Source organism: Vibrio sp. SCSIO 43140 (genome assembly GCF_023716585.1).
Classification (GTDB): Bacteria; Pseudomonadota; Gammaproteobacteria; order Enterobacterales; family Vibrionaceae; genus Vibrio; species Vibrio maritimus_B.
The window spans coordinates 717,658-730,941 of sequence record NZ_CP071850.1 but is presented as its reverse complement, the minus strand read 5'-3'; the positions used below and the strand labels follow the sequence as shown (position 1 = coordinate 730,941).

The following is a 13,284-nucleotide window of genomic DNA, read 5'->3' as shown; positions in this document are numbered from 1 at the left end:
ACTCTTATTCTGCGTCGCTGATAAGCGTGCCTTCTGCTTCACCCATCACAACTCGGCGAAGTGCACCTGGCTTGTTCATGTTGAATACACGAATTGGCATCTTGTGATCACGTGCCAATGTGAATGCAGCCAAGTCCATTACTTTCAGCTCTTTTTCTAGAACTGAGTTGTACGAAAGCTTATCACATAATACAGCGTCTGGGTTAGCTACTGGATCGGCAGTAAATACGCCATCTACCTTAGTTGCTTTAAGAACCACATCAGCTTCGATTTCGATACCACGTAGACACGCAGCAGAGTCTGTCGTGAAGAATGGGTTACCAGTACCAGCAGAGAAGATAACTACGCGACCTTGACGAAGTTCGCGAATCGCATCAGCCCAGTTGTAATCGTCACACACACCTTTCAGTGGGATTGCTGACATGACACGAGCATTTACATAAGCGCGGTGTAGAGCATCACGCATTGCTAGACCATTCATTACAGTCGCAAGCATACCCATGTGGTCACCAACAACACGGTTCATGCCAGCTTCAGCAAGACCCGCACCACGGAATAGGTTACCACCACCAATTACAACACCAACTTGAACACCCAGTTCTACTAGCTCTTTTACTTCTTGAGCCATACGATCCAAGATTTTAGGGTCGATGCCAAAGCCTTCTTCGCCTTGTAGAGCCTCGCCACTAAGTTTTAACAGAATACGTTGATAAGCAGGTTTTGGGTTCGTTGTCATGGAGTATACCTTCCAAAGAGTTATCGATTAACGGTCATGGGTTGAGACTAGTATAGGAATCCCAACTCATGACGATTAAAAAATAACGGCTAGCCTAGTCGTAAAAAGACCGCAGCCAAGGCCACGGTCTCTTCATTAACAAATCGTCAAGGATTAACCTTTCTGAGCTGCTGCTACTTCATCAGCGAAGCTCATTTCTTCGCCTTTGTCGATGCCTTCACCAACTTCTAGACGAACGAAAGTCACTACAGATGCGCCACGCTCTTTAAGGATTTCGCCAACAGATTTCTTAGGTTCCATTACGAATGGTTGACCTGTTAGAGAGATTTCGCCAGTGAATTTCTTCATACGGCCAACAACCATCTTCTCTGCGATTTCAGCTGGTTTGCCTTCGTTCATAGCGATTTCAACTTGAACAGCTTTCTCTTTCTCAACTACGTCTGCAGGTACGTCTTCTGGGTTAACGAACTCTGGACGAGAAGCAGCAACGTGCATAGCAACGTGCTTAAGAGTTTCTGCGTCGCCTTCACCAGCAACAACAACACCGATTTTCTCACCGTGACGGTAAGAAGCGATTGCAGCACCTTCAACGTACTGTACGCGACGGATGTTGATGTTCTCACCGATTTTAGCAACAAGAGCAACACGCTCTTCTTCGAACTTAGCAACTAGCTCTTCAGCAGTTGCTTTAGTTGCTAGTGCGTCAGCAGCAACTTTCTCTGCGAATGCAGTGAAGTTAGCATCTTTAGCAACGAAGTCAGTTTGGCAGTTAACTTCAAGAAGAGCAGCAACGCCGTTTTCTTCTTTGATGATGATCGCGCCTTCAGCAGCGATGTTACCAGCTTTCTTAGCAGCTTTAGCAGCGCCAGACTTACGCATGTTTTCGATAGCAACTTCGATGTCGCCGTTAGTTTCAACAAGCGCTTTCTTACATTCCATCATGCCTGCGCCAGTACGGTCGCGCAGTTCTTTAACTAGAGCAGCAGTAACAGCCATTCTCTATTCCTCGATTGATTCTAATTAGGGTAAAAATCAGGGGCACATATGCGGCCCCTGATCTAACTATAACTCAGTTTATATGAAGACTCTGTGTCTACCAAAACTAAGTGTGGCTAAAGCCGCAATTATTCAGCTTCTTCTACGAAACCGTCTTTGTCAGCTACAGCAGCAACATCTTTGTTACGACCTTCTTTAACCGCGTCTGCAGCAGCGTTTAGGTAAAGCTGTACTGCACGGATTGCGTCGTCGTTACCTGGGATAACGTAGTCAACGCCGTCTGGGTTAGAGTTAGTATCAACAACAGCAAATACTGGGATACCTAGGTTGTTTGCTTCTTTAACAGCGATGTGCTCGTGATCAGCGTCGATTACGAATAGAGCGTCTGGTAGGCCGCCCATGTTCTTGATACCACCAAGAGACTTCTCTAGCTTCTCCATTTCGCGAGTGCGCATTAGAGCTTCTTTCTTAGTTAGTTTCTCGAAAGTACCGTCTTGAGCTTGTGCTTCGAAATCTTTTAGACGCTTGATAGACTGACGAACAGTTTTGTAGTTCGTTAGCATACCGCCCAACCAACGGTTGTTCACGTAGAACTGGTCAGCGTTGATTGCAGCTTCTTTAACAGCTTCAGATGCAGCGCGCTTAGTACCAACGAAAAGAACTTTACCTTTCTTCTCACCGATTTTAGCTAGCTCAGCTAGTGCATCGTTGAACATTGGTACAGTTTTTTCTAGGTTGATGATGTGTACGCGGTTACGAGCACCAAAGATGAATGGCTTCATTTTTGGGTTCCAGTAACGAGTCTGGTGACCGAAGTGAACACCAGCTTTAAGCATATCGCGCATTGATACAGTTGCCATTTTAAATTCCTCTATGGGGTTAGGCCTCCACATTTCCCATGGTTCCGACTTGGTATGAATGATTACTCAAGCACCCCGGAACATGTGACGAAATGTGTGTGGATTTAAATTAAAGTATGTTGATGCACAACCTAACTCGCCGCCCTTTCTAAAAAGAGTGAAGAGACTAAGTCCTGTCATCGGCGCGCTTTATACCATATTTAAGGGGTCGATTTCCAGAAAAATCGCAAGAAATGTACAAAGTGACAGCGATTCAATAGGTGAACTCTTAGCAAACCCAAACTACACTGAGTAACGTATCAACAGGGAAGTGAGAGTTATTCTTGTTGCGCTTAATCTCGCCACTGATAGAATAACGCGTCAATTTAAAATACAGAGAACACAGATGTCTATCAAAATCAAAACTGAAGCTGAAATCGAAAGAATGCGAATCGCAGGTAAGCTTGCAGCAGAGCTTTTAGAAATGATCGAACCTCATGTAAAAGAAGGGGTCACGACTGAGGAGCTAGATAGAATTTGTGCTGAATATACTCGTGAGAAAGGTGCGTACTCTGCGCCGCTTGATTACCACGGTTACCCTAAATCAATCTGTACTTCTATCAACCATATCGTTTGTCACGGCATCCCAGCTGAAAAAGACGAAATGGGTACAACGGGTAAACTTAAGCCTGCAGTACTCAAAAATGGCGACATCGTGAACGTGGACGTGACAGTTATCATTCCTAATGATGAGAATGCGTCTCTAGATACTCGCCCAGAAGGCTACCACGGTGACACATCTAAAATGTTCCTTGTTGGTGATGTTTCTCCTGCAGACAAGCGATTGGCGATGGTGGCTCAAGAAGCGCTGTACCTTGGTATGAAGACTGTTAAGCCAGGTTCTACCGTTGGCGCTATCGGTACTGAAATCGAGAAGTTCATCAAAGCGAACAACAAAAAGAATCCACGTAACAAGTTCTCTATTGTTAAAGATTTCTGTGGTCACGGCATTGGTTCTGAGTTTCATGAAGAGCCACAAGTGGTTCACTACAAAAACAACGACCGCCGCGTTCTACAAGAAGGCATGGTGTTCACTATCGAGCCTATGATCAACGCGGGTAAATTCGGCTGCAGCATCGATGCAGAGGATGACTGGACGGTTTACACAGGTGATGGCAAAAATTCAGCTCAGTGGGAGCATACCATTGTCGTCACTAAGACTGGCTGTGAGGTACTCACACTGCGCAGCGACGAGACCATTCCTCGTCATATGAACAACCTGTAATCTCCTCTCTGAACGTTTCTAAAAATATCCCCAACTACTGGGGATATTTTTTTATCCGCCCTATTTTGGTATAACCCTTGTTAGTGACTTTTTTTTGCTTGCACGGATTGCACACATGACTTTTCAAAGCCCAACAACGCTTAATGATGATCAGTTGACCATTCAAGAGTTGAAAACACAGCTCGAGGCGTTCTCGAACCATCAAAAGCACGAATTTTTAAATCACCACCCCATCACCGATTTGGTACTTGGTCGTTCTGATTACATCGATCAGCTACTTCGTCGACTCTGGTCTGCATCAGAGCTCTCTAATCAAACCTATCTATCTTTGGTAGCGGTAGGTGGATATGGCCGTGGCGAGCTTCACCCTCTGTCTGATATCGACATCTTAGTGGTATCGCGTAAAAAAATACCCGCCGCACTCGAGAGCACCATTAGTGAGTTTATTACCTTATTATGGGACCTTAGATTGGAAGTCGGTCATGCCGTTAGGACTGTCGATGAATGTATTGAAATCGGCAAATCAGATTTAACCGTCGCTACCAACTTGCAAGAAGCGCGACTTCTTTGCGGTAGCGAAGATACCTTCTCACAACTAAAAGCCCAAATTGACTCAGATAGCTTTTGGCCTTCAGAGACGTTTTACAGTGCGAAGATTGAAGAGCAGCGCGCACGTCACGCCAAGTATCATGACACCACTTACAACCTTGAGCCAGACATCAAGTCGACGCCAGGCGGATTGCGTGACATTCACACGCTTAGCTGGGTAGCACGCAGTCACTTTGGTGCAACTTCCCTGTATGAAATGAGCCGATTCGGTTTCCTTACCGATGCCGAATACCGTGAGCTGGTTGAGTGTCAAAACTTTCTATGGAGAGTCCGTTTCGCCCTGCACATCGAGCTAAGACGATACGACAATCGACTCATGTTCGCGCATCAAGCACAAGTTGCTGAAAACTTAGGTTTTGTTGGTGAAGGAAATGTCGCTGTTGAGACCATGATGAAAGAGTTTTATCGCACCTTAAGACGTGTCGCTGAGCTCAATAAGATGCTGTTAAAACTATTCGACCAGGCCATCATCAATAAAGGTCAAATCCAACAAGCAGAAATCATCAATGAGGACTTTCAACGTCGTGGCAAACTTATCGAGGCAAGAAAGCCAGCCCTGTTTCAGGCTCGTCCAGAAACCATTCTCGATATGTTTATTCATATTGCTAACGACTCAAGCATTGAAGGTGTCAGCCCTGCGACGCTGAGGCAGCTACGCACAGCAAGGCGCAGATTGAACAAGTTCTTGCACACCATTCCAGAAGCAAGAGAAAAGTTCATGGATTTGGTCCGTCATCCAAATGCCCTTCACAGAGCATTTCGTTTGATGCACAAACTCGGCGTACTCGCCGCCTACTTGCCACAGTGGAGCCAGATCGTTGGTCAGATGCAATTCGACCTGTTCCATGTTTACACGGTTGATGAGCACAGCGTGCGCCTTCTCAACCATATTCACACCTACAGCCTAGAGGAAAGCTACAGCAAGCACCCGATTTGCTGTGAGGTGTACCCTCGAATGCAGAAGAAGGAGCTGCTGATCTTAGCCGCTATCTTCCATGATATCGGTAAAGGACGTGGTGGCGACCACTCTGAAATAGGAGCAACTGAAGCTTACGACTTCTGTATGGAACATGGCTTATCAAAACCAGAAGCGAAGCTCGTTTCTTGGTTGGTACAAAACCATCTACTCATGTCGGTGACAGCTCAGCGCCGTGATATCTATGACCCAGATGTCATTATTGAGTTTGCTAAAAAGGTTCGTGATGAAGAGTACCTCGAGTACCTTGTCTGTCTCACCGTAGCCGATATCTGTGCAACCAACCCTGAGCTTTGGAACAGTTGGAAACGTACGCTACTAGCCGAACTATTCTACTCAACTCAGCGAGTCCTGCGACGAGGTCTCGAGAACCCTGTTGACGTGCGTGACCGTATTCGTCATAACCAACAGCTCGCCTCAGCCCTGCTTCGTAAACAGGGGTTTGCGGCGCGTGAAATCGAAGTACTGTGGCAGCGCTTTAAAGCCGATTACTTCCTGCGCCACACCCATAAGCAGATAGCATGGCATAGCGAACATATCCTCAATCTTGACGATCCTACCAAGCCACTGGTACTCATGAGTAAAAATGCCACACGTGGTGGCACAGAAGTCTTCGTCTATAGCAAAGACCAACCCGCCCTATTCGCAACCGTGGTCGCTGAGCTGGATAGACGAAACTTTAACGTTCATGATGCACAGATCATGACCAGCAAAGATGGTTATGTGCTGGATACCTTTATGGTGCTGGATCAGCATGGTGATGCGATAGATGCAAGTCGTCACCCTGCCGTTATCAAGCACTTAGTCCACGTTCTACAAGATGGACGACCAACCAAGATTAAGACAAGGCGAGCGCCACGTAACCTCAAGCACTTTAACGTCAAGACTCAAGTTGATTTCTTGCCAACCAAGAGCAAAAAACGCACCCTCATGGAACTCGTTGCCCTTGACGCGCCTGGTCTACTAGCGAAAGTGGGTGCAACGTTCGCTCAGCTGAACCTTAGTATTCATGCCGCTAAAATCACCACGATTGGTGAACGAGCGGAAGATTTGTTTATCTTAACGGGTGAAAACGGTGGCCGTTTAACTGAAGACGAACAAGCAGTGTTGAAGCAAAAACTGCAGGAGAATATTTCAGAGCAAATCACTAGCTAGTTATTAATATACAGTGAATAAATTCAGGTTATTTGCCACCTCTAGCTAGTTACCATAAAGGAGATCGCTATTTAGGCGATCTCCTCCACAATTATCCCTAAACTGTCCTCAAATCAGCTATCTACCCCTTACATTGCCTGCTACAGTTGTAAAAGAAACACACAACCAAAGAGGTCATCTATGTACCCAAACCTCACAGGGTTAGGCATCCAAGATCCTAAACAAATCGAGCGTTATTCCCTACGCCAAGAAGCGCATAAGGATGTGTTGAAAATCTACTTTCGTAAGCAAAAAGGTGAGCTGTTTGCGAAAAGTGTCAAATTCAAATATCCAAGGCAAGTTAAGAGCGTTCGCACCAATAGCAGTAGCCAAAACTACAAAGAAGTCACTGAAATTAATCGTAACCTTACCCTAGTCATAGATGAACTAAACCGTCTGACCAAGCCTATCGAAGCAACAGAAGTCGACGTCAAACAGAAGATTCTTTCCGATTTACGTCATCTAGAGAAAGTCGTGTCGAGTAAGATTGCTGAAATTGAAGCAGACTTAGAAAAACTCAAATAGCGACCATTCCGAACTCAAAAAAAATGCTCCCATTTGGGAGCATTTTTCATATCGATAATTGAGATAAAATCTTAGGCGTACTGGCGTTATGGAACGTAGTACGTCGCAGCACCTGGGCCTACAGGAAGACCAAACAGGAATACCCATACGTAGAACAGAATACTCCAACCTACGATAAAGCAAATTGAGTAAGGCAGCATGGTCGCGATCAGCGTACCAATACCTAGGTTCTTCATGTAACGAGTCGCTACTGCAAGAATAAGGCCGAAGTAGCTCATCATTGGTGTGATGATGTTCGTCGTTGAGTCACCGATACGGTAAGCCGCCTGAATAGTTTCAGGAGCGTAACCCACTAGCATTAGCATAGGTACGAAGATAGGTGCGGTTACCGCCCACTGCGCCGATGCCGAGCCAATCATCAGGTTGATGAAGCCACACATTAGGATAAATGCGAAGAACAGTGCAGGACCTGTTAGACCGATAGTCTGTAGGAAGTCTGCGCCTGCTACTGCGAATACTTGACCGAAGTTAGTCCACTTAAAGAAGGCAACAAATTGAGCTGCAAAGAACACCAGCACAATGTACATGCCCATCGAAGACATAGACTTCGACATTGCATCAATCACATCGCGGTCATTCTTCATTGAGCCCGTTACTTTACCGTAAACAAAGCCAGGGATTGCGAAGAATACAAAGATGAAGGCTACGATACTCTTAAGGAATGGAGAGCCCGCAACTTGACCGTCAGCAGTACGCAGAACGCCGTTCTCTGGAACAACTGTTGATGCAATAATTGCGCTCACTAGTAGAACCGCAATACCCGCCATTTTCAGGCCTTTCTTCTCAACCGCAGTCAGAGAGCCCATGCTGTCGTTCGACAGGTCTTCAGCCGCTTCTTCATCGTTGTATTTGCCAAGTTTTGGCTCAACGATTTTCTCAGTTACAAATGCACCGGTAATCGCAATGAAGAACGTCGAAATAAACATGAAGTACCAGTTCGACTCTGGACCTACCGTGTACGTTGGGTCAATCATTTGCGCCGCTGTTTCAGTGATACCTGAAAGCAGTGGGTCAACCGTACCGATAAGTAAGTTTGCAGAGTAACCACCAGATACACCAGCAAACGCAGCAGCAAGACCTGCTAGAGGGTGACGTCCTAAAGAGTGGAACAGCATCGCTGCCAACGGAATAAGTACGACGTAACCAAGCTCTGAAGCTGTGTTAGAAATGATACCAGCGAATACGACTGTCACTGTTACCATGCGCTTAGACGCGCCCATAACCAGACCACGCATCGCCGCTGAAAGCATACCTGAGTGCTCAGCGATCGCGACACCAAGCATGGCAACCAATACCGTGCCAAGCGGTGCAAAACCAGTAAAGTTTGTAACTAGGTTGGTAACAATTAACTGCAAGCCTTCAGCATTAAGAAGACTCACTACTTCGATCATACCGTTCGCGGCACGGCCGGCTGCACCTTCAGGGCGAGGATCAGCAACAGCAACGTCGAAGTATCCAGCGATGCCAGACATGACAAGAATCGCTAGACAGAAAATCGCAAATAATGTGATTGGGTGGGGTAATAGGTTCCCCAAGTACTCAACGCCGTCAAGAAAACGGGTAAATAGAGGCTTTTTTGGCTTGTTGTGTTTCAATGTGGCAGATGAACTCATCTGTCCCCTCCTTTTTTATATTGTCCTAGCTGTTAACAAAGTCTTGTAATGCAGATGACACTCATCGGTCTTAGTTCTGACAACTTTGTAAAAAGCAGGCGCAGGGTACGTGAGCCAGCTCAATAATAAAAGCCCAAAATGTTGCCAATTGTAAATCTTGCGCAATTTTCATCCATTATGTTAGCAACTATACAATGACTTATATTGATCTAAATATAAAATAACCTATAACATTCTTGTGACATATTCATCTTTTTTACCAACTCACAAGCAATTAGGGCTAAAAAAAGCTCAAACGATCATCAATTGAAAAAAAACGTCGCTTCTGAAATGATGAATATTGAATAATGTGAACTAGGACTCAGTAAATGAGCTACTCTCTGCACCCGATTGGCACCATTCACTCTCCCTACAAAGAGAAGTTTGCCGTACCAAGACAGCCCAGATTAGTGCCAAGTGCCACCGCTTCCATCGCCTTACAGGGCGATATAAATTGCTTAGAGGCGGTTAGGGGCCTTGAACAGTTTTCGCATCTATGGCTTTTATTTCTGTTTGACCAAAATCTCGAGGCAGGCTGGAAACCAACGGTCAGACCGCCGCGTCTCGGCGGCAACGAACGCATCGGTGTACTAGCAAGTCGCGCGACCTTTCGCCCTAATGGAATCGGAATGTCTGCAGTTGAGTTTCGAGGGGTAAGACAGAAAGGTCAGCAGGTGTTTATTGATGTCGGCAGTGTCGATTTGGTTGATGGCACCCCTATTATTGATATCAAACCTTACATCCCCTATTCCGATTCCGTCACCAATGCAAAAGGGGGATACGCGGAATCCCAGCCGGAAGCGACTGAGGTGATATTCTCAGACTCTGCGCTCGAGGCTTTATCACAAACGTCAGAGGGTCAACACAAGCAGCAAATCATCCGTGAGGTGCTGGCGCAAGACCCAAGGCCAGCCTATAAAAAAGGCAAGCTTGATGACAAAGAGTATGGCGTGAGATTGTTTGACTGGAACGTAAAGTTCAAAGCACTGAGCGATCATATCGTCGTCACCGCGATTGAAGCCCTCTGAACACTGAATCCTGAGTGTATATCGATGAAAATCATTTGGTAGAAAGTCATTTGGTAGAAAGCCATTTGGCTGATATCATAAGCGGCTTAACTCAATTTGGGCATCTCTGCCCGAATTTACTATCAACATGATGAACGGATACCCATAAATGCGTACCAGTAACTATCTTCTTTCTACTCTGAAGGAGACACCAAACGACGCAGAAGTTGTAAGTCACCAGCTCATGCTGCGTGCAGGTATGATTCGTAAGCTAGCTTCAGGTCTATACACTTGGCTACCTACGGGTCTACGTGTTCTGCGTAAAGTCGAAAACATCGTTCGCCAAGAGATCGATAATGCAGGTGCAGTTGAGACTTTGATGCCCGTAGTGCAGCCGTTTGAACTATGGGAAGAGACAGGCCGATCTGAAAAGATGGGCGATGAGCTTCTTCGCTTCACTGACCGTCATGAGCGTCCGTTTGTACTTAGCCCAACAGCAGAAGAAGTGATCACTAGCCTTGTGCGTAACGAGGTAAACTCGTACAAGCAGCTACCACTGAACCTGTACCAAATCCAAACTAAATTCCGTGATGAGCGCCGCCCACGTTTTGGTGTGATGCGTGCACGTGAATTCTCAATGATGGATGCATACAGCTTTGACATCGACAAAGAAGGCTTAGAGAAGTCTTACGAAGCGATGCACGATGCTTACTGCAAAGCGTTTGACCGCATGGGTCTAGATTACCGCCCAGTACTGGCTGATACCGGTGCTATCGGTGGTAACGGCTCACACGAGTTCCACGTATTGGCAGAAAGCGGGGAAGACCTAATCGCCTTCTCTTCTGAGTCTGACTACGCTGCAAACATCGAAAAAGCAGAAGCATTGGCACCTGCTGCAGAGCTTGCCGCTCCAACTCAAGAGATGACAATGGTTGATACGCCAAATGCGAAAACCATTGCTGAGCTTGTTGAGCAGTTCGATCTACCAATCGAGAAAACAGTTAAGACGCTATTTGTTAAGGCATCTGATGAAATCGAAGCGCCGCTTGTTGGCCTTATCATCCGTGGTGACCACGAACTTAACGAAATCAAAGCAGAGAAAATTGCTGAAGTTGCCTCTCCTCTTGAGATGGCTACAGAAGAAGAAATTCGCGCAGCGATTGGTGCAGGTCCAGGTTCACTAGGCCCTGTTGGTCTTGAGCTACCATTTATTGTTGACCGCTCGGTTGCAGTAATGAGCGACTTTGGCGCTGGCGCTAACATTGATGACAAACACTACTTTGGCATCAACTGGGGTCGTGACGTTGAGCTTGGTAAAGTAGAAGACCTACGCAACGTTGTTGAAGGCGATCCAAGCCCATGTGGTCAAGGTACTATCCTGCTTAAGCGTGGTATCGAAGTGGGTCACATCTTCCAACTTGGTACGAACTACTCAGAGAAGATGAACTGTGGCGTGCTTGGTCCTGACGGTAAGAACGTTATCCTAGAGATGGGTTGTTACGGTATCGGTGTTTCTCGTGTGGTAGCAGCCGCTATCGAACAGAACAACGACAAGTACGGCATCATCTGGCCTGACGCTATCGCACCATTCCAGGTTGCGATCGTACCAATGAACATGCACAAGTCTGAGCGCGTTAAAGAAGCAGCAGAGAAGCTATACTCAGAATTGGCTGCAGCGGGTATCGAAGTACTATTTGACGATCGTAAAGAGCGTCCAGGTGTGATGTTCTCTGATATGGAGCTTGTTGGTGTTCCTCATACTGTGGTTATTGGTGACCGCAGCATGGATGAAGGCAACTTTGAATACAAGAACCGTCGCACTGGTGACAAAACGCCAGTGGCTATCGATGACATCGTCGCACATGTTAAGGCTCAATTAGCTTAATAACTACGTGCTTCATCTTGCTAGTTTAAGAGGCCGCTTTGCGGCCTCTTTCTTTTCCTACAGAAACTCTATGTACTGTTTCCCCTTCCTCATTCATCTCGCTTATAACCGTTAAATTCACTCGTGCATTTACACAGAATCCATCCGCGCTCGAAAAAACCTATAAATACACTTAATTACACCTATATACACAAGCCATACAACGGCATGAAAAATGCTGACAAATCCATCCATAAACGATATTCTTTCTGCAATTTTATTGTCAATTTTCCCATATCAGACCTATTTCAGAATGAAAGCTTTAAAAACTCGCTTAAGACAGTTCGATCATTGGCGTCGTGGCTGGATGTCAAACCTAGAGCCAACGCTTTATCGATTGATCAACAATAACCGCCTAAGCCAAAAAGCCTTAGTCGAAAAGCCGGATGTGAAATCGATTCTGATTGTTCGCAACAACAAGCGCATCGGTAACATGTACTTCCTGATACCATTTATGCGTCAAATGCGCGCCCAGTATCCAGATGCAAAGCTCACTCTGATGCTAAATCAACCTTGGCAAGGCGAGGTTTTTGCCAATATGGGCGTTGATGAGATTGTCTATTCTCACTTTTCATTTAAAGAAATCGTCAGCTGTTTAAAGTCGGTATTCACATTAAGAAAAAACGACTACGACCTAATTGTTGCGCCTTATCGCTCAACGGGTGATGCAGTTCTTGTTTCTGTGTTGGCAAGTAAAAACAAAGTTGCCGAGCACCACCTTGGAAGTGATGTTGCCTTTACTCATACCTTCCAAAAAGACGATGACCTTCACCATACCGCGCTGACAAGCTTGTACCTCATCAAGGCTCTCGGTAATACGCTTATCTTGCCAGTTGCTCATCAGATTGAGCTTAGCCAAGAAGAAATTACAGCAGGGCAAGACGCAATGGCGGGGTTGTATTCCGGTGAGGATAGAGTTTGTGCATTTTTCCGTGGAGCCCGCGGAGCCAAGCAGCTCTCTAATGCTGAATGGACAGATATTCTAAATAAGTTTGAACAAGAATCGGAACGCCCAATTAAATGGGTAGAGATCCTTAGCCCAGATATCACATCGCCTCTAAAGCCAGACTATGCCACTTACTCAAATAAAAACATGCGTATCTTGGCTAGTTTTCTGAAAAATACTGATGGCTTTATTTGCTGTGATACCGGTCCTCTGCACTTAGCCGACGCAGCAGATGTGAAGTGCTACGGTCTGTATAATAAGACCGATCCTCGCACATTCGGTGTCATTGGTGCTCAGAGTGTCAACATCACTGATTTCAACACGCCAAGCAAAGGACATAATGAACTAGTTGAGGCTCTATAAGAGACTCGCATGAGTACCTTTTAAAACTCTCTTGGTCAATCCAATCTGAATAGCACCTAATAAAGGTGCTATTCCCCAACTCTTCTTCATATTCTGTTCATCTTCACTCTCTTACTATGACTCTATACCCGAGTAGCCCGATAGGACCGAGGAGAAAGATATGAACTTAAAA

At 45.8% G+C, this 13,284-nt stretch carries 10 protein-coding genes; 6 read left to right on the top strand and 4 right to left on the bottom strand.

All coding sequences use genetic code 11. From position 1 onward, the window contains the following. Positions 1-4: 4 nt before the first annotated feature. The 3 genes from pyrH to rpsB form a co-directional block, all read right to left on the bottom strand. A complete protein-coding gene (gene pyrH, locus J4N45_RS03515; RefSeq protein ID WP_042476351.1) occupies positions 5-736 on the bottom strand; it encodes a UMP kinase in 732 nt (243 codons plus the stop codon). 153 nt (positions 737-889) lie between these two features. Then, positions 890-1,732, bottom strand: coding sequence for a translation elongation factor Ts (gene tsf, locus J4N45_RS03510; protein ID WP_252013676.1), 843 nt, complete (start codon positions 1,730-1,732; stop codon positions 890-892). Between the two features lie 128 nt (positions 1,733-1,860). Further along, the gene (gene rpsB, locus J4N45_RS03505; protein ID WP_006072474.1) at positions 1,861-2,592 is read right to left on the bottom strand and encodes a 30S ribosomal protein S2; all 732 of its coding nucleotides are present in this window, start codon (positions 2,590-2,592) and stop codon (positions 1,861-1,863) included. A gap of 385 nt (positions 2,593-2,977) precedes the next feature. On the opposite strand from rpsB, the gene map reads away from it, so the two are divergent. From map to J4N45_RS03490, 3 genes are all read left to right on the top strand, one after another. Continuing rightward, positions 2,978-3,856 carry a type I methionyl aminopeptidase gene (map, locus tag J4N45_RS03500; RefSeq protein WP_042476346.1) on the top strand — a complete coding sequence of 293 codons (879 nt, stop codon included), beginning with the start codon at positions 2,978-2,980 and terminating at the stop codon, positions 3,854-3,856. A 115-nt stretch (positions 3,857-3,971) separates the two neighbouring features. Continuing rightward, the gene (glnD, locus tag J4N45_RS03495; RefSeq protein ID WP_252013675.1) at positions 3,972-6,596 is read left to right on the top strand and encodes a bifunctional uridylyltransferase/uridylyl-removing protein GlnD; all 2,625 of its coding nucleotides are present in this window, start codon (positions 3,972-3,974) and stop codon (positions 6,594-6,596) included. Between the two features lie 180 nt (positions 6,597-6,776). Beyond that, the gene (locus J4N45_RS03490; RefSeq protein WP_234494395.1) at positions 6,777-7,160 is read left to right on the top strand and encodes a DUF3461 family protein; all 384 of its coding nucleotides are present in this window, start codon (positions 6,777-6,779) and stop codon (positions 7,158-7,160) included. Between the two features lie 86 nt (positions 7,161-7,246). Here J4N45_RS03490 and J4N45_RS03485 read toward each other — a convergent pair whose 3' ends face one another. Next, the gene (locus J4N45_RS03485; RefSeq protein WP_234494396.1) at positions 7,247-8,833 is read right to left on the bottom strand and encodes an AbgT family transporter; all 1,587 of its coding nucleotides are present in this window, start codon (positions 8,831-8,833) and stop codon (positions 7,247-7,249) included. A gap of 368 nt (positions 8,834-9,201) precedes the next feature. Between J4N45_RS03485 and tsaA the strand changes: the two genes are divergently transcribed. From tsaA to J4N45_RS03470, 3 genes are all read left to right on the top strand, one after another. Continuing rightward, positions 9,202-9,900 (top strand): tRNA (N6-threonylcarbamoyladenosine(37)-N6)-methyltransferase TrmO, encoded by a 699-nt coding sequence (gene tsaA / locus J4N45_RS03480; protein ID WP_252013674.1) that lies wholly within the window; start codon positions 9,202-9,204, stop codon positions 9,898-9,900. Positions 9,901-10,048: 148 nt separating this feature from the next. Then, positions 10,049-11,764 carry a proline--tRNA ligase gene (locus J4N45_RS03475; protein ID WP_252013673.1) on the top strand — a complete coding sequence of 572 codons (1,716 nt, stop codon included), beginning with the start codon at positions 10,049-10,051 and terminating at the stop codon, positions 11,762-11,764. Positions 11,765-12,056: 292 nt separating this feature from the next. Further along, a complete protein-coding gene (locus tag J4N45_RS03470; protein WP_252013672.1) occupies positions 12,057-13,112 on the top strand; it encodes a glycosyltransferase family 9 protein in 1,056 nt (351 codons plus the stop codon). The last annotated feature ends 172 nt before the right edge of the window (positions 13,113-13,284 follow it).